The 22,469-nt window shown below is 68.6% G+C and carries 17 protein-coding genes; 6 read left to right on the top strand and 11 right to left on the bottom strand.

Annotation, left to right across the window (positions count from 1 at the left end; all coding sequences use genetic code 11):
• From C664_RS05005 to C664_RS04970, 8 genes are all read right to left on the bottom strand, one after another.
• On the bottom strand, positions 1 to 168 hold a 168-nt coding region (locus tag C664_RS05005), incomplete at its 3' end, for an SDR family NAD(P)-dependent oxidoreductase (protein WP_004254173.1).
• Positions 168 to 677, bottom strand: a complete 510-nt coding sequence (locus C664_RS05000) for a DUF3833 domain-containing protein (RefSeq protein WP_004254170.1) — start codon at positions 675 to 677, stop codon at positions 168 to 170. The genes C664_RS05000 and C664_RS05005, both read right to left, overlap by 1 nt.
• A gap of 17 nt (positions 678 to 694) precedes the next feature.
• Positions 695 to 2,017: an MFS transporter gene (locus tag C664_RS04995; RefSeq protein ID WP_004254161.1), complete on the bottom strand. Its 1,323-nt coding sequence runs from the start codon at positions 2,015 to 2,017 to the stop codon at positions 695 to 697.
• Positions 2,014 to 2,580 (bottom strand): chalcone isomerase family protein, encoded by a 567-nt coding sequence (locus C664_RS04990; RefSeq protein WP_004254159.1) that lies wholly within the window; start codon positions 2,578 to 2,580, stop codon positions 2,014 to 2,016. Before C664_RS04990 ends, C664_RS04995 begins: the two co-directional genes overlap by 4 nt.
• Positions 2,577 to 3,809 carry an SAM-dependent methyltransferase gene (locus C664_RS04985; RefSeq protein ID WP_004254156.1) on the bottom strand — a complete coding sequence of 411 codons (1,233 nt, stop codon included), beginning with the start codon at positions 3,807 to 3,809 and terminating at the stop codon, positions 2,577 to 2,579. Before C664_RS04985 ends, C664_RS04990 begins: the two co-directional genes overlap by 4 nt.
• A complete protein-coding gene (locus C664_RS04980) occupies positions 3,806 to 4,627 on the bottom strand; it encodes a DUF1365 domain-containing protein (RefSeq protein WP_004254132.1) in 822 nt (273 codons plus the stop codon). Before C664_RS04980 ends, C664_RS04985 begins: the two co-directional genes overlap by 4 nt.
• On the bottom strand, positions 4,621 to 5,988 hold the full coding sequence (locus C664_RS04975) for an NAD(P)/FAD-dependent oxidoreductase (RefSeq protein WP_004254124.1): 1,368 nt from the start codon (positions 5,986 to 5,988) through the stop codon (positions 4,621 to 4,623). Before C664_RS04975 ends, C664_RS04980 begins: the two co-directional genes overlap by 7 nt.
• A complete protein-coding gene (locus tag C664_RS04970; RefSeq protein ID WP_004254122.1) occupies positions 5,988 to 6,233 on the bottom strand; it encodes a hypothetical protein in 246 nt (81 codons plus the stop codon). Before C664_RS04970 ends, C664_RS04975 begins: the two co-directional genes overlap by 1 nt.
• Positions 6,234 to 6,457: 224 nt before the next feature.
• On the opposite strand from C664_RS04970, the gene C664_RS04965 reads away from it, so the two are divergent.
• A complete protein-coding gene (locus tag C664_RS04965; RefSeq protein ID WP_051019114.1) occupies positions 6,458 to 8,086 on the top strand; it encodes a Na/Pi symporter in 1,629 nt (542 codons plus the stop codon).
• Between the two features lie 3 nt (positions 8,087 to 8,089).
• Here C664_RS04965 and C664_RS04960 read toward each other — a convergent pair whose 3' ends face one another.
• Positions 8,090 to 9,016: a MerR family transcriptional regulator gene (locus tag C664_RS04960; RefSeq protein ID WP_004254120.1), complete on the bottom strand. Its 927-nt coding sequence runs from the start codon at positions 9,014 to 9,016 to the stop codon at positions 8,090 to 8,092.
• A gap of 183 nt (positions 9,017 to 9,199) precedes the next feature.
• On the opposite strand from C664_RS04960, the gene recQ reads away from it, so the two are divergent.
• From recQ to C664_RS20785, 5 genes are all read left to right on the top strand, one after another.
• Complete coding sequence (gene recQ, locus C664_RS04955; RefSeq protein WP_004254101.1) at positions 9,200 to 11,059, top strand: DNA helicase RecQ; 1,860 nt, start codon at positions 9,200 to 9,202, stop codon at positions 11,057 to 11,059.
• Between the two features lie 157 nt (positions 11,060 to 11,216).
• Complete coding sequence (locus C664_RS04950) at positions 11,217 to 11,777, top strand: YfiR family protein (protein ID WP_004254100.1); 561 nt, start codon at positions 11,217 to 11,219, stop codon at positions 11,775 to 11,777.
• Positions 11,774 to 14,170: an ATP-binding protein gene (locus C664_RS04945; protein ID WP_004254099.1), complete on the top strand. Its 2,397-nt coding sequence runs from the start codon at positions 11,774 to 11,776 to the stop codon at positions 14,168 to 14,170. The genes C664_RS04950 and C664_RS04945 overlap by 4 nt, the downstream gene beginning before the upstream one ends.
• Positions 14,163 to 16,259, top strand: a complete 2,097-nt coding sequence (locus C664_RS04940) for a putative bifunctional diguanylate cyclase/phosphodiesterase (protein WP_004254098.1) — start codon at positions 14,163 to 14,165, stop codon at positions 16,257 to 16,259. The genes C664_RS04945 and C664_RS04940 overlap by 8 nt, the downstream gene beginning before the upstream one ends.
• A 560-nt stretch (positions 16,260 to 16,819) precedes the next feature.
• Positions 16,820 to 17,512: a PEP-CTERM sorting domain-containing protein gene (locus tag C664_RS20785; RefSeq protein ID WP_004254097.1), complete on the top strand. Its 693-nt coding sequence runs from the start codon at positions 16,820 to 16,822 to the stop codon at positions 17,510 to 17,512.
• A 68-nt stretch (positions 17,513 to 17,580) separates the two neighbouring features.
• Here C664_RS20785 and C664_RS04930 read toward each other — a convergent pair whose 3' ends face one another.
• The gene (locus tag C664_RS04930) at positions 17,581 to 18,630 is read right to left on the bottom strand and encodes a Glu/Leu/Phe/Val dehydrogenase dimerization domain-containing protein (RefSeq protein WP_004254096.1); all 1,050 of its coding nucleotides are present in this window, start codon (positions 18,628 to 18,630) and stop codon (positions 17,581 to 17,583) included.
• A 98-nt stretch (positions 18,631 to 18,728) separates the two neighbouring features.
• Positions 18,729 to 22,310: an indolepyruvate ferredoxin oxidoreductase family protein gene (locus C664_RS04925; RefSeq protein ID WP_004254094.1), complete on the bottom strand. Its 3,582-nt coding sequence runs from the start codon at positions 22,308 to 22,310 to the stop codon at positions 18,729 to 18,731.
• Between the last annotated feature and the right edge of the window lie 159 nt (positions 22,311 to 22,469).

The raw sequence follows: 22,469 nt of genomic DNA, 5'->3' as shown, positions 1-22,469 counted from the left end.
CAGAGCCTCGAGCCGCTCGCGGCTGCGGGCCGAGACCGCGACACGCGCACCACGCGCCGCCAGGGCCTGCGCCAGCGCAGCGCCGATGCCGGTCGAGGCCCCGACCAGCCACACCCGCCGCCCCTGCCAGTCGCGGATCGGCGCGTTGAGCGGCGCCAGCCAGCCCATCAGCCACCTCGCTTGTAGAAGGACAGGGTGACCTCGCCGAGGCGGAAGCCCCACTTGCTCATCACCGAACGGTTCAGCATCACGCGGTCGTCCATCAGGAACATCCAGTCATCGAAGTCGACGTTGTAGACCTTGCCATCGACCGGCAAGGCCAGCACGTAGCGCCAGCGCAACGCGTTGCCGGCCGACTCGCCGCGCGCCTCGCCGACCACGTCGTCGGCACGGCCGACGTAGCGCCCCTCGCCAGTGCGGGTAATCGTCCACACCCGGCGCTGCGTGTTGCCGTCCGAATAGGTGAAGCGCTCGTCCAGCGTCCCGACCTCGCCCTGCCAGGTCGCGTCGATGATCACGGTGAAGCGCTTGACCACTTCGCCGGAACGGTCCTGGAAGATGCCATGCGCCTCGAGCGTGCCGTTGAAGTACTCGCGCAGGTCCAGCACCGGCGTCTCGCTGCGGTATTTGTCGATCTCCACCGAACTGCACCCCCACAGCCCGAACAGGGCCACCATCACACAAAGGATTCGCTTCACGTTTCACAGGCTCCGCAGGGCGTCCGTGCAGCCGCAGGCAGCTGCGGCGCGGACGCGGATTCGAGGACGTGGCGCCAGCACCACAGCAGGGCGACGGCCAGCAGCTTCAATCCCACCGGCACCACCGCGTACACCACCGACAAGGCCGCCAGCGCATCGGGCGCCGTCGCGCCGGGCGCGTAGCCGAGGGCAGCGAGCAGCGGCAGCGCCAGGCCCGCGGCGAGCGCGAGGTTGGCCTTGGTCACGAAGTTCCACCAGCCGAAGCAGGCGCCCGCGTGCGAGCCCCCACCGCCTTGCGTATCGTCCCGCGCCAGCAGGTCGGCAAGCAGCGACGGCGGCAGGCTCAGGTCGGCGCCGAGCGCCACGCCGGACAGCACGCAGATCGCGCCGTAGGCGAGCAGATCACCCTGCCCGATGGTCGCCGCCCAGCCGAACACCACCACCGCCAGCCCCATGCCGGCCAACCACGCGCGCAACTTGCCGACCCGCTGCGAGATGCGGACCCACAGCGGCAGGCTGGCCGCTGCCGCGGCGAAATACAGCACCAGGAAGGCGCCGGCGAAGGCGGTGGCGCCAAGCACGTCGGCAACGAAGAACAGCACCGTCGCCGACGGGATGGCCGCGGCGATGCCGTTGACCGCGAATACCGCCAGCAGCCGGCTGAAGCCGGGCACGCGCAAGGCCGCCCAGAGCCCGGCGAGCACCGGGCGCCGGGCGGGTGCCGCGCTTGCCGGCAGTGGCGCCCGCCACAGGGTCCACAGGCCGAAGACCAGCAGCAGCGGGATGAAGACCTGGGCCAGCCGCGCCAGCCCGCCCACCTCGCCACCCTCGGCGGCCAGCAGCGCCGGCAGGGCGGCAGCCAGCATCACCCCGAAAAGCGCGAAACCCTCGCGACTGGCGACGAAGCGCGTGCGCAGCGCGGAGGTCGGCGCCACCTCCGCGCCCCAGGCGTTGTGAGCGATGCTCGCCACCGAGTAGCCGAGCGAGACCAGCACCAGCAGCACGAACAACCACAGGGCGCCCGCACCGTCCGGCGGCGCAAGCAGGCCGATCATGCCGAAGCCCAGCAGCGGCAGCGCGGCAGCCACCCAGGCACGGCGGCCGGGCCGGCGGTCGAGCGCCCAGCCGATCAGGGGATCGGTCAAGGCATCGACAATGCGCGCGGCCAGCAGGACGGCGCCGACGGTCGCCAGCGGCAGGCCAAGCTCGGCATAGAGCCGTGGCACATGGACGTACAGCGGCAAGGCCGCGAAGGCGAGCGGCAGCCCGAGCGCGCCATAGGCGAGCAGGTCCCGCCGCCGAACGCCGTCCGCGTTCATTGCGCGCGTCCGTCCAGTCCGAGCAGGCGGGCGCGCAACTCGGGCTCACGTGTGCGCGCATCGAGCCAGATGGCGAAGAAGGCGCGCGCAAGTTCGGGGTCGTCGATCTCGGCGGTCAGCCGCCCTTCGTGCCAGAAACGGGCCCCTTCGCCGGGCTGGTGCAGCCCGACGAGTGTGTCGCCCGCCCGCACGGATGGCAGCGCGCGCGCGAGTTCGTCGCGCCAGCGCTGCAGCGTCGCTTCGTCGCGCTCGCCGAGGCGGCGCATCTCGTCGATGCTCGTGTCCACCAGGCGGCGGCCGTCGATGTCGCGCGCGTAGCGGATCGCCAGCGCATGGGGATCGGCCTCGGGCACACTCGCCCCGGCCGCCACCAGCAACCGCACGTCGTAGAGCTTGAAGCCCAGCCAGCGCATCTCGCCCTCTCCGAGTACACGTAGCGGCGCGGGCGCGAACTCTTCGGCGGCGGGCAGCACGTAGGCGTACAGCGACGTCACCTGCAGCGCCAGCGCAAGCCCCGCAGCCACGCAGGCGCCAAGTCGCGCACGGCGCCGTGTCGCGTTCATCCGGCTTCTCCTGCGTGAGCGAAGACATAGTGATGGACGTCGATGTCACCGGTCTCGAAGCCGGCCTCGCAATAGGCCAGGTAGAAACGCCACATGCGGCGGAAGCGCTCGTCGAAGCCCTGCGCCTTGATCGCCGGCCACTGCGCCTCGAAGCGGGCATGCCAGTGCGCCAGCGTGCGGGCGTAGTCCCGGCCGAAGGCGAAATCGCCCACCACCGCGAGCCCGGCATCCTGCGCCTGGCGTCCCACCTCCACCGGGCTGGGCAGCATGCCGCCGGGGAACACGTGACGCTGGATGAAGTCGGTTCCGCGCCGGTAGCGCCCAAACAGGGCATCCGCGATCGTGATCGCCTGCACCACGCAACGCCCGCCCGGCTTGAGCAAGGCAGAGAGTTGGGCAAAGTAGGTCGGCCAGAAGCGCTCGCCCACCGCCTCGATCATCTCGATCGAGACGACGTGGTCGTACTGGCCGCGCACGTCGCGGTAATCGCACAGGGCGAAGTCCACACGGTCGGCAAACCCGCCGCGCTCGGCGCGCGCCCGGGCGTAGGCGAGCTGCGACGGCGACAGGGTGATGCAGAGCACGCGGCAGCCGAATTCGGTCGCGGCCACCTCGGCGAAACCGCCCCAGCCGCAGCCGACTTCGAGAAGGGTCTGCCCCGGCTGCACGCCAAGCTCGCCCAGGATGCGGCGGTACTTGCGCAGCTGGGCGTCATGAAGTGACTCGGTGGGCGAGTCGAACACCGCGGCGGAGTAGGTCATCGACGGATCGAGCCACAGCGAATAGAAGTCATTGCCGAGGTCGTAGTGGGCCTCGATGTTGCGGCGCGAACCGGTGCGGGTGTTGGCTCGCAGCAGGTGGGCGATGCGGTGGCCCAGCATGCGGAACATGCGGCCGTAGATCGCTTCGCCGATGCGCGCGCGGTTGCGCGACAGCAGGGTCAGCAGGCCGGTCAGGTCCTCGGTGTCCCACAGCCCGTCCATCCAGCTTTCGCCGAAACCGATGTCGCCGCGCGCCAGGGTCTCGTCGAACACCGCGTGGTCGCGCACGCGCAGGTGGGCGACCAGCGGCCCGTGGCCCGCACGCAGGTGCGTGCCGTCGGGCAGCTCGATGGCGAGCGCGCCGCCGTCGAGGCGGTCGAAGATCTCCAGCGCCAGCCGGGTGGCGCGGGGCAAGCGCGACAGCTTGATGCTGGCGAGCGGCTGCAGGGCATTTTCCAGGGCGTTCATCGCGAGGTCTCCTCGAGCGGCGGCAGCGGCTTCGAGTGGAAACGCACACGCCGGACGGCAAGGCGCAGGGCCTGCCAATGGATACGGGCGATCACGCCCAGGGTCATGAAGGGCTGGCGCAGCAGCCAGCGCCGCATCGCGCGGCCGTCGAGCGCCTCGGCGCGGCCTCCGAGGCGGGTCGAAAGCTGCAGCACGCCGTCGTCCCACAGGTCGACCGTGACCGCGTGCAGGCCGAGCCTGCGCTCGAAGCGGAAGCGGTATTCGCCACGCACCGGGAAGAAGGGCGAGACGTGGAAGATCTTGCTTGCGCGCAGCTCGTCGCCGGACTCGATCGGGCGCAGGTCGGGGTGGTGCACCCGATAGTTGTGACGTTCGCCGAAGGTGTTGCTGACCTCGGCCAGCACCACGCGCAGCCGGCCCGATGCGTCGTGGCAGAACCAGAAACTGACCGGGTTGAACACGTAGCCGAGCACGCGCGGCATGGTCTGCAGCACCACCTCGCCGTCGCAGGCGTGCCTCAGCCCGTGCGCATCGAGGATGCGGTGCAGCCAGGGCAGCAGGGGAGAACCGTCGCGCGCACCGTGGTCGCGGCGACGGAAGCTGAAAGCCGCGGCGCGTTCGATGCCCAGCAAGGGCACGCGCAATGCGTCGATCCGCGACAGGGGCAGCCGCAGGAAAGCCGACGGATAGACGAACCGGTTATGCGCCGCGACGTGGCGCTCGTGCATCACCGCGCCGAAGCACACCGCGGGCTCGAGATCGCCGACCGCCGCCGCCGCCAGGCTGCCACGATCCATCGCGACCGAATCGCTCACCATGTTCCGCCCGCCTCGACCGCGCCGGCGACGGCCTCGCGCCAGGGCACCGCGACGCCCATCGACTCGGCCACCGCCATCGCCGAACGCAGGCCATCCTCGTGGAAGCCGTAGCCCGTCCATGCACCGGCGAACCAGCTGCGGTTGCGGCCCTGGATACGCGGCAGGCGATTCTGGGCGTCGATGGCACCATGGTCGAACACCGGATGCGCGTAGGTGATGCGCTTGATCAGGCGCTCGGGCGCGGGCTCGCGGAAGGGGTTGAGCGACACGACGACCGGCGTCTCGAACGGCAGCGGCTGCAGGCGGTTGATCAGGTAGCTGACCGAGACCGGGCGGGTATCCGGTTCCCCCTTCCCCGCCAGGTAGTTCCACGCCGACCACACCTTGCGGCGTGCGGGCAGCAGGTTCGCATCGGTATGCAGCAGCGCGACGTTGTCCTGGTAGCGCACCGCGCCGAGGATGCGCCGCTCCTCCGCACTCGCCTGCGCGCCGAGGATGGCCAGGGCCTGATCGCTGTGGCAGGCGAACACGATGCGGTCGAAGCGCTCCGTGCCCTGCGACGAACTGACCCACACGCCGGTCTCGTCACGCGAGACCATCGTGACCGGACTATTCAGCCGCAGGTCGTCGATCTTCTGCAGCATCCTGCGCACATAGCTGCGGCCGCCGTTCTTCACCGTGAGCCACTGCGGGCGATCGAAGATCTGCAGCAGGCCATGGTTGTGGCAGAAGCGCACGAAGGTCGCCAGCGGATAGTCGAGCATCGTGCTCGTCGGGCAGGACCAGATCGCCGCCGCCATCGGCAGCAGATACCAGTCGCGGAACGCATCGCTGTAGTCCTCGAGCACGAGGAAGTCACCGAGCGACAGTTGCGGGAGCTGTCCGGCCCGCGCCATCTGCGTCGTGTCGCGGTTGAAGCGCATGATGTCGCGCAGCATCCCGTGGAAGGCTGGCCGCACGAGGTTGCGCGGCTGGGCGAACACGCTCGCAAGATCGGTTCCCGCCCACTCGATGCCGGGCTCGGCCAGGCTGACGCCGAAACTCATCTCGGTCTCGACCGCTTCCACGCCCAGCGTCGCGAACAGGGCGCACAGATTGGGATAGGTGCGACGGTTGAAGACGAGGAAGCCGGTGTCAACCGGATGCGAGACGGCGCCCAGCGTCACATCCACGGTGTGCGTGTGGCCGCCCGCCTCTGGGCCGGCCTCGAACACCGTCACCCGCGCATGGTCTGCGAGCAACCACGCGGTGGACAGGCCCGCGATCCCGCTGCCGATGACCGCGACGCGTTCACCCGGGCTCAGGCCGCCATCAGCCCGATCGCCGACGCCGGCCCGGAAAAGATGCTCTGGCGCGTTCATCAGCGGCGCTCGGCTTGTACCGCCGAAGCGGAGGCGGCGGGAACACGCAAGGGCGCGATGTCGGTCCGATGGGCGAACAACATGAGATCGATGGACGCCGGCCCCTTGGGCGCCGGGTTATCCGCCCGCTGCACCGGGCTGCACGTGGCGCCCGGCTGAACAGCGACTGCCTGGGTCGCGCCAAGAATCGTCACGAGACCAAGAACAAGGGCGGGAATGCGGGGGAGCTTGGCTGCGTATTTCATGATTTGTCCTGGACAAATGTCGTTTGCAACTGAACAGTAGGTCAGCCCAATCCGACTGTCAATATTTTGTCGTGGACAATTTTGTGCGCTTCCACGAAACGACTTGCGGTATTACGCTTAGGCCATCCCTCGCCCCGCCGGAGCACCCCCTGGAAACGCCCGTCCCCACTGCTTTCGAGCTGATTTCCGCCCTTCTGGGCGGCATCGGCCTGTTCCTCATCGGCATGCACATGATGACCGAGGGCTTGAAACTCGCCGCCGGCCGTGCCCTGGAGGGGCTGCTCGAACGCGGCACCGCCACGGCGCCACGCGGCCTCGCCGCTGGCATGACCATCACTGCGCTGGTGCAGTCGTCGACGGCCGTCACCGTCGCCAGCATCGGTTTCGTCAACACCGGCCTGCTGTCGCTGAAGAACGCGCTGTGGGTCATCTTCGGCTCCAACGTCGGCACGACGATGAACGCCTGGCTCGTCGCGGCCCTGGGCTTCGGCTTCAGGATCGACGCCTTCGCCCTGCCCTTCGTCGGCATCGGCGCCGTGCTGATGCTCGCCGGCCGCACGGTGCGATCACGTGCGCTGGGACAGGCGCTCGCGGGATTCGGCGTGCTCTTCCTCGGCATCGACGTGCTCAAGGACAGCTTCTCGGGCGTCGGCAGCATGGTGGACCTGCAGGACTTCATCGCGCCCGGCCTCACCGGCTGGCTGATCCTGATCGGCATCGGCACCCTGCTCACGGTGCTGATGCAGGCATCCGGCGCGGTCATCGCCATCGTCATCACCGCGGCGCAGGGCGGGCTGCTGACGGTCGAAGCTGCCTGCGCGATGGTCATCGGCACCAACATCGGGACGACCTCCACCGCCATCCTGTCGGCGATGGGCGCGACCTCCAACGCGCGCCGCCTGGCCGCCGCCCACGTGCTGTTCAACCTGGTGACCGGTGCCGTCGCGCTGCTGATGCTTCCGCTGCTGATCGCGCTGCTCGGCGTGCTGCGCGAATGGTTCGAGCAGCCGGCAACGCCGGCGGTGATGATCGCGATGTTCCACACGGCCTTCAACCTGCTCGGCGTGCTGCTGATGGTGCCGATCGCCCCCCTGATGCTGCGCTCGCTGTCGAGCCGCTTCCGCACGCGCGAGGAGGAAGTGGCGCGGCCGCACTACCTGGACACGAACTCGCTGGCGATCCCCGACCTGGCGATCCACGCGCTGCGCATGGAGCTGTCACGCACCCAGGGCTTCGCCGTCGCCGCGCTGGCGGCAGCCAACCGCCTGCCGCCGGACGAAGCGAGCGTCGAGCACGAAACCTCGGCCCTGCAGGCACTGGCCCCCGCCATCGGCAACTACGCGCGCCAGCTGAGCGGCGCCAGCCTGCCGCCCGCCCTCGTCGAGACGCTGGCGCATAGCCTGCGCACGCTGCAGTACCAGGAAACGACGGCCATGCTGATGCGCGAGGCAGTCGCCCTTGCCGGCAATCTGGCACGCACGGCAACGCGCGACTTCTCCGCCGAGATCGAGACCTTCCGCCAGTCCGTCGCCCGCCTGGCCGAAGCCGCCGACCCCGGGCGCCCGGACTTCAGCCCCGGCGCAGTGTCGGTGCGCCTGGAGGAGGCGGAAGCCCGTTACCAGGAACTGAAGGCCGCCCTGCTGCTTGGCGGTGCGCACGCCCGCCTCGACATTCACACCATGCAGGACTGGCTTCGCCTGGCGAGCCTGGAGCGCCGCGCCACCGAGCAGGTGGCGAAGGCCGCGCGCATGCTCGCGGCACTGGATGAAGGCACATCGGCTGCCGAAGTGGCACGCAACGATGAGGCCGAGCGTGCGGGTGACAGCGACCCGGCCAACAGCAATGGCACGTGAAGCTCAGCCCCCACGCTCGTGGGCGCTGCGCCACTCGTGCAGGGCGACGAGGGTGTCGTCCAGATCGCCCACCACCCGCACCCCCGGCAGGCGGCGCTGACGGTCGCGCACCGCTGCCCCCCCCGCCCACAGGGCGACGTGCGACGGCAGGCTGGCGCGCAGTTGCAGCAGATCGTCGACCGCCTGGCGTGCCGGATAGGCGATGCTGAACGACAGGCCGACGATGTCGAAACCGCCCCCGGTCGCCGCATTGCGGATATCGGCCAGCGGCGTGCGGGTGCCGAGCGACACGCAGGAAGCGCCCTCGGGCACGAGCATGGCTTCCGCCATCAGCAGGCCCAGCACATGCACCTCGTCGGGCAGGGTGGTGAGAAGGACGCGCGGACGCCCGCCAGCACCAGCCTGCGCGCCGATGGCGCTGCGCAGCAGGTTCTGCACCTGCTCGGTGAACAGATGCTCCTCCGACACATCGACCTCGCCGCGCAGCCAGGCTTCGCCCACCGCCGCGGCCAGCGGCGCAACCGTGTCGACGACGAAACGCTGAAGCCCCTGCTTGAGCAGGGCCTGGCGCAAGCCGACCGCCAGTTCGGCACTGCGGTGCAGGCAGACGCACTCGAGCAGGCGGTTGTCGCATCCGCCCTCCTCCCCGGCAGCGGCGGCACGCCCGTACTGCGCGAGCAGCTGCGCCAGCTCTTCGGACGAGGCGCCGCAGATCTTCGCCGGGCGGTGGCCGTGATCCAGCAGGCGACGGATCAGGCGCAACTTCTCGACCTGCTCGGGCGGGTACTGCCGCTCGCCATTGGCGTCGCGCGCCGGCGCAGGGAAGCCGTAACGGCGCTCCCACACACGCAAGGTGTCCTTTGGCAGGCCGGTGTCGCGCTCGACCGCGGCGATGTTGAAGGCGATCTCTTCCGGAGGGGCAGCATTCATGGCGGACGAGGCTCAAAGATGGGGGGCGATAAGCGGACAGCACGCTGCCGGCCGCAAGCGAATGCTAGGCAGCTGTTCCACGTTTGTCCACGACAAAGTCGTTAACACTGAAAGCGCGTGCGCCCCCTCCCGCAGCATCACCAGCCGCAGGCTCCCGCAACGAAGCCGGTACAATGCGCCCCCATGGACACCGCGTTCGCATCGCCCCCCTACCCCAGCTCCGCCCCTCGCACGCCGCAGTCGGCGCTTCACATCCTCCAGCATGTCTTCGGCTACCCCGCCTTCCGCGGCGAGCAGCAGGCCATCGTCGAGCACGTGGCGACGGGCGGCGATGCGCTGGTACTGATGCCGACCGGCGGCGGCAAGTCGCTGTGCTACCAGATCCCGGCGCTGATGCGCGACGGCACGGCCATCGTCGTGTCGCCGCTGATCGCGCTGATGCAGGACCAGGTCAGCGCACTGGTCGAGGCCGGCGTGCGCGCGGCCTTCCTGAACTCGAGCCTCGACATGGACGCCGCGCGCGCCGTCGAGCGCGCGCTGTGGGACGGCGACCTCGACCTGCTCTACGTCGCACCCGAGCGGCTGATGACGCCGCGCTTCCTCGACCAGCTCGATCACCTGCGCGACACCCATCGGCTCGCGCTGTTCGCGATCGACGAAGCGCACTGCGTGTCGCAGTGGGGCCACGATTTCCGCCCGGAGTACCTGCAGCTTTCCATCCTGCCCGAGCGCTATCCGTCCATTCCGCGCATTGCGCTCACCGCCACCGCCGACCGCCAGACGCGCGAGGAGATCGCCGAGCGCCTGAACCTGACCCACGCGCGCCGCTTCGTCTCCAGCTTCGACCGCCCCAACATCCGCTACACCATCGTCGACAAGGACGATCCGCGCCGCCAGCTGCTGAATTTCATCCGTGAGGAATGCCCCGCGCAGGCCGGCATCGTGTATTGCCTGTCGCGTCGCAAGGTGGAGGAGACCGCCGCCTGGCTGCAGGAACAGGGCCTCAACGCCCTGCCCTACCACGCCGGCATGACGCAGGAAATGCGCGCCGAGCACCAGACCCGCTTCCTGCGCGAGGACGGGCTGATCATGGTGGCGACGATCGCCTTCGGCATGGGCATCGACAAGCCCGACGTGCGCTTCGTCGCCCACCTCGACCTGCCGCGCTCGATCGAGGGCTACTACCAGGAAACCGGCCGCGCCGGCCGTGACGGCCTGCCCGCGCAGGCCTGGATGGCCTGGGGGGCGCAGGACGTGGTGCAGCAGCGGCGCATGATCGACGAATCGGAGGCGGGCGAGGAGTTCAAGCGCCTGGCGCGCAACCGCCTCGACGTGCTGGTCGGCCTGGTCGAGGCCACCACCTGCCGCCGCCAGCACCTGCTGGCCTACTTCGGCGAGGAATCCGGCCCCTGCGGCAACTGCGACAACTGCCTCAACCCGCCGCAGACCTGGGATGCCACCGAGGCCGCGCGCAAGGCCTTGAGCTGTGTCTATCGCACCGGCCAGCGCTACGGTGCCGGCCACCTGATCGACGTGCTGCGCGGCGAGCTCACCGAGAAGGTCATCGAGCGCCAGCACCAGGACATCACCACCTTCGGCATCGGCAGCGAGCTCGACGAGAAGCGCTGGCGCACGATCTTCCGCCAGCTGGTGGCGCGCGAGTTCGTCGCGGTGGACCACGAGCGCTACAACGCCCTGCGCCTCACCGACGCCGCCCGCCCGTTGCTGCGCGGCGAAGCCGAGTTCCACCTGCGCCTCGAGCGCGAACGCGGCAAGAGTCGCGGCAAGCGGCGCAACGCCCCGCTCGACATCCCCGACGGCATTCCCACCACGCTGTTCGACCGCCTGCGCGCGTGGCGCTTCGCCACCGCGAAGGAGCGCAACGTGCCGGCCTACGTCGTTTTCCAGGACGCCACGCTGCGCGAGATCGCCATTGCCCGTCCGCAGACGCTATCGGAACTCGCATCCATCAGCGGCATCGGCGACCGCAAGCTCGAAGCCTACGGCGAAGCCATCCTGGCCCTGACGAACGCCCCGAACTGAGCAGGCCGCCGGGGTGGTCCGACGCGGTTTTCGTTAGCCTGTCCGCATCCCGACAGCAGGCGCGCAACCGGATTCGCGATATATTCGGCAGCAATGCTGCATCGCCTGATCGAACGCAGCGTCCACCCAAAGGCAGTCTGGCGCCACTGAGTCCCTCATGATGCCGCCCCTCCGGCTACGCCTCCCCCTGCTCCGCGGCTTCGTCGTGGCCGCGATGGCGCTTGCCGCGCTGGGCGCGGGTGCCGCACGGGCCGCCGACTCGATCGAGAAAGCGCGCGTCAAGGCCGTCTTCATCCTCAACTTCATCAAGTTCACCGGCTGGCCTGACGGACAGGACGTGACGACGCAAACGCTCACGCTCTGCGTCACCGGCGACTACCCGCTCGCAGGCCAGCTCAACGCCCTCGACGGTCGCAACGTGCAGGGCCGCCAGCTGCGGCTGCAACCGCTGAACGCGACCGGTGGCGAAGCGGCATGCGACGTGATCTTCGCCGACAGAACGGACGCCGCGACCCTCGACAGCCTGCGGCTGCTGACGAACCAGCGGGCCACACTCACCGTCAGCGACCAGCCCGGCTTCCTCGCCCACGGTGGCATGATCGAACTGAAGATCGTCGACGGCCGCATACGCTTCGACGTCAACCTCGCCGCGGCCCGCGCCGCCAACCTGATGCTGAGCAGCCAGCTGCTGCAGCTCGCCGACCAGGTGGTGCAATGAGATTCCGCGACCTGCCCATCGCCAGCAAGCTCACCCGCATCGTGGCCGGCACCACAGGCACGGCCATCCTGCTGGCGATGCTCGTGTTCGCCGCCGGAGCCATCTACAAGTTCCATCACGGCGCCCAGCAACGCATCCAGACCCTGGCCCACCTCACCAGCCTGAACAGCCAGGGCGCGCTCGCCTTCAACGACATGCGCACCGCCACGGCGATCCTCGGTGCGCTGCAGGCCGACCCGACGATCCGGCATGCGCGCCTGCTTGATGCGAACGGCATGCTGCTTGCAAGCTACGACTCGCCGCCGTCCGCGGCGGCGGCGAGCGCAGACCTTGCGGTCGGAGCGGACGCAGCCCTGATCGCGCTGCTGCTGCCGACCAGGCTGAACTTCCGCGAGCCGGTGACGGCAGGCGGCGAAACCATCGGACAGCTCGAGATCGAGGCCGACATCACCGACACTTGGCGTCAGTTCGGCACGGGCCTGCTGCTGCTGTCCTGTATCGCGGCATGCGCCGCGGCCGTGGCGGTCCTGCTGGGACTGCGCCTGAAGCGGCACATCACCGCGCCGATCAGCGATCTCGCCCAGGCGGTGGGCGAAGTGATCCGCAACCAACGCTACGACGTGCGCGTGAGCAAGTTCGGCAACGACGAGGTCGGTGCCCTCGTCGACGAGTTCAACCGCATGCTGGCCGAGATCGAGGCGCGCGGTCACGCCCTGCTCGAACACCGCGACAACCTGGAACGCGAAGTCGAGGCCCGCACCGCCGAGCTGCGCCACGCCAAGGAGAGCGCCGAGGCCGCCAACCAGGCCAAGTCGCGCTTCCTGGCGACGATGAGCCACGAGATCCGGACGCCGATGAACGGCATTCTCGGCATGACCGAGCTGCTGCTGTCCTCGCCGCTCACGCCAGAGCAGAGCCGTCACGCACATGCCGCCCTGCAGTCGGGCGAGACACTGCTGGCGATCCTGAACGATCTGCTCGACTTCTCCAAGATCGAAGCCGGGCGAATGGAGCTCGAGCGCATCCCGCTCGCGCCCGCACGGCTGGTGAACGAACTGGTCGAACTGCACGCGCCGATGGCCCGCGACAAGGGGCTGACGCTGGAGGCCCGCATCGCCCCGACGGTGCCCGCACTGATGATCGGCGATCCCACGCGCATCCGGCAGATCATCCACAACCTGCTGAGCAACGCGCTCAAGTTCACATCATCCGGCGGGGTCACGATCACGGTGGATGCGCATCCGGGTGTCGGGCCCGACGAGGCACGGCTCGACATCGAGGTGAGCGACAGCGGCATCGGCATCGGCCCGACGCTGCTGCCGAAGCTGTTCGACGCCTTCGCCCAGGCTGACAACTCCACCACGCGTCGCTTCGGCGGCACCGGGCTTGGCCTTGCCATCGTGCGCCAGCTCGTCGAACTGATGGGCGGCCGGATCACCGCCCGAAGCACCCCAGGCCGCGGCTCGAGCTTTCGCCTGAGCCTGGCGATGCCGGTCGTGCCCGCCGCCGCCCAGCCCGACACCCCGCCCCCGGCGCCGAAGGCAGCAGCGGACGCCGCACGGCAGGACCCTGCCAACACGTCCGCACGCTGGCAGGGATTGCGCGTGCTGCTGGTCGAGGACAACCCGGTGAATCAGGCGCTGGCCGCAAGCCAGCTCAAGAGCCTGGGCTTCACCATCGAGGTCGCGCACAATGGCGCGGAAGCGGTGGCTGCCTGCCAGCGCACGCGATTCGACCTCATCCTCATGGACTGCCAGATGCCGGTGATGGACGGTCTCGAGGCCACCCGTCGCATCCTGATCCAGCGCCACGGCGCCGCGGGTTGCCCCATCGTGGCCATGACCGCCAACACCATGCAGGGCGACCGCGAACGCTGCCTCGAAGCGGGCATGGTCGACTTCATCGCCAAGCCCTATCGCCAGTCCGAGCTGGTCGAGGTCATCGCACGCTGGCTCGACGCCCCGGCCACGCAGGCTGCCGCACCGGCACCCACCCCCCTCGCCCCCTTGACGCCACCCCCTGCGCCGGCGGAGGTGCTCGACACCTTCGTATTGCAGACGATCGCGACGCAGCATTCGAGCGGGAATGCCCTGCTGCGCAAGGTCGTTGCCGTATTCCGCGAAGACGGGCGCCGGCAGCTCGAAAGCCTGCAGGCGGCGTGGCGCGACGGTGATGTGGCGACCGCCTCGAGGGCCGCGCACACGCTGAAATCGAGCAGCGCCACGCTCGGCGCGCTGCAGCTCTCGGCCCGCTGCCGCGAGGTGGAGCTGGCCCTGCGCGCTGGCAACGCAGCCAGCATCGACGCCGGCATCGGCGACATCGCGCAGGGTTTCGAGGCGGCGGTCACGGCACTCGACGCGGCAATCGCCGACATGGAGGCCTGCCGTGGCTGAACGGGCGCGTATCCTCATCGTCGACGACGACCCCGTCATCCGCCTGCTCGCCGGCAGTGCGTTGACCGACGTCGGCCACGCGGTCGTCGACGCCGAAATCGCCGAGGCGGCGATCCCCCTGCTCGGCGAGACGCGGCCGGACATCATCCTGCTCGACCTCCAGATGCCGGGCATCGGCGGACTGGCCTTCTGCACCTGGCTGCGCGCGCAGCCCGCTCATGCTCGCCTGCCGGTGCTGGTCATGACATCGCTGGACGACAGCGACACGATCCAGAAGGCCTTCGACGCCGGCGCCTCCGATTTCATTGCCAAACCCTTCAACTTCAGCATCCTCGCGCATCGCGTGCGTTTCCTGCTGCGCGCGCGCGACACCTTGCAGGCACTGGAGGCGAGCCGCCGCAACCTGCAGGAGGCGCAGGTCATCGCCCGGCTCGGGAGCTGGGAGCTGGACCGCGCCAGCGGGTTCGCGCTGTGCTCGGACGAGCTGTACACGGTCCTGGACCTCGACCCTCTCGAGACGCCGGCCACCGTGCAGCGCCTCATGCAGGGCGTGCATCCGGACGACCGCACGCGCGTGCAACAGGGCATCGCGCAGGCCATCGAACGACATGACGCGCTGGACATCATCCACCGCTTCCTGACGCGCGACGGTCAGATACGCTGGATTCAGCTGCGGGTGAAGTTCGAGTACGACGCCGACGGGACGGCCGCGCGTTCCTATGGCACGGTGCAGGACGTCACTACCCAGCGCCGCATCGAAGAACGCATCGACTACCTCACGCGCCACGACCCGGTCACCGGGCTCGCCAATCGCGCGCGCTTCACCGAGGTGCTGGACGAGCGGCTGGCGCAACATCAGGCCGGCACGCTCGGCGCCGTCATCCATATCGACCTCGACCGCTACCAGCGCGTCAATGACAGCCTGGGGCACGAAGCGGGCGACGCCCTGCTGCTGCAGGTGGCTCGCCGGCTCGCCGAGGCCCTGTCGGGCAAGGCCCGCCTGCCGGGGGAGGCTGCGATCGGCGCCACGCTGGCACGCTGGGGGGGCGACGAGTTCATGGTGCTGCTGACCGGCCTGCCGTCGCCGCATGAGGCCAGCCGCGTGGCGCACCGATTGTTGGGCGCCATCCGGCGCCCCTTCCGCAGCGGTGGCAACGAGGTCATGCTCGACGCCCGTGCCGGCATCGCGATTCATCCGGCGGACGGCCAGTCGACCTCCGAGCTGATCAGCGCCTGCATCGCGGCGACGCACCACGCCAAGAGCCACGGCGTCCGCGACCTGCAGTTCTACTCGCCCGACATCAACACCGACGCCCGCCTGCAACTGCAACTAGAGGCCGAACTGCGCGCCGCACTGGCAAGCACGGACGGCGGCGGCCTGATGCTGCACTACCAGCCCAAGTACGATCGCGAAGGCGCGATCCGCTGCGCGGAGGCCCTGATCCGCTGGCAGCACCCGACGCTCGGCCTGCTGCCCCCCAGCCGCTTCATCCCGCTCGCAGAAGAAACCGGCCTGATCATTCCGCTCGGCGAGTGGGTCATCCGCCGTGCCTGCCGCCAGTTGCGCGAGTGGGGCGACGCCGGCCTGCCGATCGTCGGGGTGGCGCTCAATCTCGCTGCCTCGCACTTCCTCGACGCCGGGCTCTTGCCCTTGCTGGTGGCCGAGACCGAGCGCAGCGGCGTACCGCAACACCTGATCGAGCTCGAGCTGACCGAAAGCATGATCATGCAGGACACGGAGTTCGTGCGCGCGGTGCTGCGCGACATGCACGAATACGGTTTCCGCCTCGCGCTCGACGATTTCGGCATGGGCTACTCTTCGCTGAGCCAGCTGAGCTTCCTGCCGCTCGACACGCTGAAGATCGACCGCGCCTTCATCCAGGACATGCTCGGCGTGCCGCGCCAGGCCGCCGTGGTGCGCGGCATCATCGCGTTGGCGAAAGGGCTCGGCCTCGAAGTGGTGGCAGAAGGCGTGGAGACGATCGAACAGGCCGAGGTCCTGCGCCACGAAGGCTGCGACCTCGTCCAGGGCTACCTGTACGCACGGCCACTGCCGGCGGACGAGTTCGCGCGACGGTTGATTGCCTGAAGTCACAGCCCGCCGGTGCGCCACTCGCACCTGCAGGGCCAGCGCTGCCCCCCATGAGTCGTGCTGGACAGATCGCCGCCGCCTCCCTCGCTGACGACACAGGCGGATGCACCTGCGTAACCCAGGTGTCGGATTTTTTTACACAAAATCCCTGAAATCGTAAAAAACGGGGAAGTTCTGCGGCCCGAACGCACATCCAAGGCGACAAATATCAAATTCGTTACCATGCGCAAGAGAATGCGGGTCGTGATTCATTCCACGCTCTCGCGCGCAAAACGCACCGTAGAGCTCACTCGTCCGGGGTCACTGTCGGGGTGCCTGTCGCGGGTTCTTACAGTTGCGGTTCGCGCTTGCGTAAAGGGCCCTCGGATCGCCCTACAGCGCGATCAGCCCTCCCACGAAACCCAGGCCGGCTCTGGAGGATGAATCATTGGCACGCTAAGTGCTTAAACCTTCCTGAGTACATCGCCTGCCTGCCGCAGCATTTCAGGGGCTTCAAATCCACCCCACGGCAGGGCCGGCGCGCTGACGAACCGAATTCAAACGCATGGGATTCAAAAATGAAAAAGAACGCAATCGCCCTCGGGCTCGCTGCCCTGGCCCTCTCGGGATCCGCACTGGCTGCGCCCATCTTTAGCGACGACTTCAATCGCTCCAACGCCAACAACGTTGGCGGCGGCTGGAGCGAGATCGAGCGCAGTGGCAACAACAACCGCAACGACGTCGCGATCAGCGGCAACGCCCTGCAGTTGCGTGACAACCAGGGCGCTGCCAGTGCGGCCTCGCCAGACGCAGCGGCCACCTTCTCGGTGTCCACGCTGGGCCTGGAGAACCTGTTCCTGTCCTTCGACTGGGCGCCGCTGACGGACTCCGAAAGCGATGACTTCCTCAACGTCAGCTGGCGGACCGGCGGTGGCGACTGGACCGACCTCTGGTCTGTCGGCTTGGGTGGCAACGGTGGGTGGAGCAGCGCGAATGTCGAGCTGGGGGCCTCCGCCGCGAATCTCGAGATCATCGACATCCGGTTCTGGACGGACGTGAGCTACTCCGGTTTTCTCGGAATCCTTTTCGACTCCCCTGCAAACGAAGGCGCACGGATCGACTGGATCAGCCTGACCGGAAATCCCATCCCTGTCGTGGAGAGCCCTCCGGTGTCCGACTCGCAAGCCGTCCCCGAGCCGACCACGCTCGCCCTGCTCGGCCTCGGTCTCGCCGGCCTGGGCACCCTGCGCCGCAAGCAGCGCGCTGCCTGACACCCGGGCTCCACGCAGGAAAACGGCGACCCGCGGGTCGCCGTTTTTCATGGTCGCGCCGGAAACGCTCAGCGCTTGAAGCGCTCCTCGGCGATGGCATCCGCCACTTCGCCGGTCGGTCGCTCCTCCTTGCGCGCACGCTCGAAGATCTCCATCAGGTTGTCCTCGATGCCCTCGATGTGCTTGATCAGCGCCGCACGGTCGAACCCGATGCGCTCGTGATACACGTCGATGATGCCGCCTGCGTTGATGACGTAATCCGGCGCATACAGGATACCGCGCTTCATCAGCTCGGCACCGTGACGGGCTTCGGCGAGCTGGTTGTTGGCGGCCCCGGCAACGACCTTCGCCTTCAGTTGCGGGATCGTGCTGTCGTTGAGGATGGCGCCGAGCGCGCAGGGGGCGAAGACGTCGACGTCGAGACCGAAGACCTCTTCCGGCGCGACCACGGTGGCGCCCAGCTCCTTGCCAGCCTGCGCCAGCGGCTCGCGGTGGATGTCGGTGACCCAGAGCTGCGCGCCTGCAGCCTTGAGCTGGCGGGCGAGGTCGAAGCCGACGTTGCCCACGCCCTGCACCGCGACGCGCAGGCCTTCCAGTGAATCACGGCCGAGGCGCTCCTTCACCGCCGCCTTGATGCCGATGAAGGTGCCGTAGGCGGTGGCCGGCGAGGGGTCGCCACTGCGCGTACCCGCGTCCGAGGGCTTGTCGTGGATGCCGGCGACGTGGCGGGTGAACTGCGTCATGTACTTCATGTCGGCGACGCTGGTGCCGGAATCCTCGGCGGCAATGTAGCGGCCATTCAGCTGCTCCAGCGCACGGGCAAAAGCGGCGAGCAGTTCGGGCGTCTTCTGCGTGCGCGGGTTGCCGATGATGACGGACTTGCCGCCGCCGAGCTTCAGATTGGCCATCGCCGACTTGTAGGTCATGCCGCGCGACAGGCGCAGCACATCGCGAATCGCCTCCTCCTCGGAGGCATACGGCCACATGCGGCAGCCACCGAGCGCCGGACCGAGATTGGAATTGTGGACGGCGATGATCGCCTTCAGTCCGCTCTTGTCGTCGCTGACGAAGACCACCTGCTCGTGATCGGCGAAGTCGCTCAGGGAAAATACGGCCATGCTGTGTCTCCTTCCTTATGGGAACGTGGTGTGAGCCAGCCCGCCGGCGCCGCTCGTGGCGGGCCGGTCAGACGGCAGGGGTGAAAAGCGGTGCGGCGTCAGCCCGGGATGATCGCGATGGTCCGACGCGCCTTGGTCGCCACCGGCGCACTCACCGGACGGCGGTGGCGGAAGTCCTCGAGCAGGGCCGCCTGGCGCTGGCGGGCGCTGGCGAGGTAGCGCTCGCGCACATGGCCGTAGCCGCGGATCTGCTCGGGGATGGCCGCCAGCTCGATCGCCGCCTCGTGGTTGCTGCGGTCGAGGTTGACGACGATTTCCTCGACGATGCGCTCGTAGTCGGCGATCAGCTCGCGATCGAGCTTGCGGTCGTGGCTGCGCGCGAAGGGGTCCAGCAGCGAGCCGCGCAGATGGCGGAACTTCGCCAGCGTACGCATCGCCTTGAGCATCCACGGGCCGTAGGCCTTCTTCTTCAGCTCGCCGGTCTGCGGATCCTGGTCGGCCAGGGTCGGCGGCGCGAGGTGGAAGACGAGCTTGTAGTCGCCTTCGAACTGTTCCTCGACCCGCTTCAGGAAGTCGGTCTCGGTATAGAGGCGCGCAACCTCGTACTCGTCCTTATAGGCGAGCAGCTTGTGATAGCCCCGCGCCACCGCCTCGGTAAGCAGGGTGATGCCCGGCGCGACCTTCGCTTCCGCGGCACGCACGCGCTCGACCAGCCTGGCGTAGCGCTCGGCGTAGGCAGCGTTCTGGTAGTCGGTGAGTCGGGCCTTGCGGCGGGCGATCACCTCGTCGACGCTGGTCGAGAGCTTGTGATGTTCCGGCGTGCCGAACTGCGGCTTGGCGGCCTCGATCACCGCCTTCAGGTCCACCGCGGCGCGCCGGCCCCACAGGAAGGCGGCCTTGTTGGCCTCGACCGCGGCGCCGTTGATCTGGATCGCACGCTCGATCGCCTGGCGCGACAGCGGCACCAGGCCGCGCTGCCAGGCGTAGCCGAGCATGAACAGGTTGGTGGCGATCGAGTCGCCGAGCAGATCGGTGGCGATGCGGGTGGCGTCGAGGAACTCGGCCTTGTCCGCGCCGACCGCGTCGACGATCTGCGCCTCCATCGAGCGAGCCGGGAACTGCGGGTCCGGATTGGCGCCAACATTACCGCTGCGCGCCTGGGCGGCGAAACCGCGCACGAACTCGCTGGTGTTGGTCTGGTCGCGGTTGATGACGACGCGGGTCAGCCCGTGCTGCATCTTGGCGAGCGACTCGTCGCTGGCGGCGACCACCAGGTCGCAGCCGATCACTGCGTTGGCCTCGCCGGCGGCGACCCGTGCGGCATGGAGTTGTGTCTGGTTGTCGGCGATGCGCACATGCGACCACACTGCGCCGCCCTTCTGCGCCAGCCCCGCCATGTCGAGCACCGAGATGCCCTTGCCTTCCAGGTGCGCGGCCATGCCCAGCAGCGCGCCGATGGTCACCACGCCGGTGCCGCCGACGCCGGTGATCAGGATGCCCCAGGGCGCGGCGGTGGAGGGCAGCAGGGGCTCGGGCAGTTCGGCAAAGGCAGCCTTGCCGGCAGCCTTGCCCTTCCGCAGCTTGCCGCCCTCGATGGTGACGAAGCTCGGGCAGAAGCCCTTCACGCAGGAGTAATCCTTGTTGCACGAGGACTGGTCGATGAAGCGCTTGCGGCCGAACTCGGTCTCCACCGCGCCCACGGACATGCAGTTGGACTTGTCGCTGCAGTCGCCGCAGCCTTCGCACACGTGGTCGTTGATCACCACGCGCTTGGCCGGGTCCGGGAACTTGCCGCGCTTGCGGCGGCGGCGCTTCTCGGCGGCGCAGGTCTGGTCGTAGATGATCGCCGTCACCGCCGGCACCGTGCGCAGCTCGCGCTGCACGGCATCCATCTCGTCGCGGTGACGGATGGCGATGCCGTGCGGCAGGTCGGACGGGCCATAGGCGCGCGGCGTGCCGTCGTTGACCACCACCACGGTGCCCACGCCCTCGGCCAGCAGCTGGCGGGCAATGATCGGCACCGACAGCGTGCCGTCGTGCGGCTGGCCGCCGGTCATCGCCACCGCGTCGTTGTAGAGGATCTTGTAGGTGATGTTCACCTTCGCCGCCACCGCGGCGCGGATGGCGAGGATGCCCGAGTGCATGTAGGTGCCGTCGCCGAGGTTGGCGAACACGTGCGGCGTGGCGGTGAAGGGTGCCTGGCCGATCCAGGGCACACCTTCGCCGCCCATCTGGCAGAAGGTCTGGGTGTGCTCGGGCGACAGCCAGGTCGCCATGTAATGGCAGCCGATGCCGGCGATCGCACGCGAGCCTTCCGGCACCTTGGTCGAGGTGTTGTGCGGGCAGCCCGAGCAGTAGTGCGGCACGCGCGCAATCGACAGCCGCGGCTTGGCCAGCGCCGCCTCCTTGGCCTCGATGAAGGCCAGCCGCGCCTTGATACGGTCGGAGGTGTAGAAGCGGGCGATGCGGCCGGCGATGGCGCGCGCGATCATCGCCGGGGTCAGCTCGCCGGCGGCGGGCAGCAGCCACTCGCTGTGCGGCAGGGCCCACTCCCCCTTCTCGTCGAACTTGCCGATGACGCGCGGACGCACCTCGTCCTTCCAGTTGTAGAGCTCTTCCTTCAGCTGGTACTCGAGGAACTGGCGCTTCTCCTCGATCACCAGGATTTCGTCCAGGCCTTCGGCAAACTTGCGCACGCCTTCGGCCTCGAGCGGCCACACCATGCCGACCTTGTACAGGCGCAGGCCGATCGCGGCCGCCTTCGCCTCGTCGATGCCGAGGTCGTCGAGCGCCTGGCGCACGTCGAGGTAGCCCTTGCCGCTGGTGATGATGCCCAGCTTCGCGTTCGGGCTGTCGATCACGGTGCGGTTCAGGTTGTTGAGCCGGCAGTAGGCGAGCGCTGCATAGAGCTTGTGGTGCAGCAGGCGCTTTTCCTGCACCAGCGGGGGGTCGGGCCAGCGCAGGTTGAGGCCGTCGGCCGGCAAGGGGAAGTCCTCGGCCGACGGAATCAGGGTCTGCACCTTGAATGGATCGACGTCCACCGACGAGGACGTCTCCACCGTGTCGGTGAGCGCCTTGAACGCCACCCAGCAGCCCGAGTAGCGCGACAGCGCGAAGCCGTGCAGGCCGTACTCCAGATACTCCTGGATGCCGGCCGGGGCGAGCACCGGCATCATCAGCGCCTTGAACACGTGCTCGGTCTGGTGCGGCAGGGTCGACGACTTGGCGGCATGGTCGTCGCCTGCGATCACCAGCACGCCACCGTGCTTCGAAGTGCCGGCGGCGTTGGCATGGCGGAACACGTCGCCGGTGCGATCGACGCCCGGGCCCTTGCCGTACCAGATCGAGAACACGCCGTCGTACTTGGCGTTCGGATCCAGATTGACCTGCTGCGTGCCCCACACCGAGGTCGCGGCGAGGTCTTCGTTGAGCCCGGCCTGAAAGCGGATGTGCATCGGCTCGAGATACTTCTTCGCCTTCCAGAACTCCTGGTCGACGTTGCCGAGCGGCGAGCCACGGTAGCCGGTGACGAAGCCGGCGGTATTCAGCCCGGCGGCCTCGTCGCGCATCTTCTGCATCATCGGCAGGCGCACCAGGGCCTGGATGCCGGTCATCCAGGCGCGGCCGGTCTTGAGGGTGTATTTGTCGTCGAGGCTGACGGGGGGCACGGTGTTCGACATGGTGGTGTGAACCGCCGCCGGCTATCGGCCTGCGCGCGGATGGCGCGCAAGGATCGCAGGCTGGCGTTGTCTCCTTCGATGATGGGTTTTCTGGTACGTCCGGTTTCGCGGACAACGCATCGCATGCTACGGAGCAAAAGAGAAAAATTTCTCCTGTTT

Origin of the sequence: Thauera sp. 63 (genome assembly GCF_000310165.2) — a bacterium.
Taxonomy (GTDB): Bacteria; Pseudomonadota; Gammaproteobacteria; order Burkholderiales; family Rhodocyclaceae; genus Thauera; species Thauera humireducens.
Note: the sequence above shows the minus strand (reverse complement) of the source record. Positions and strands in the feature narration are given on the sequence as shown.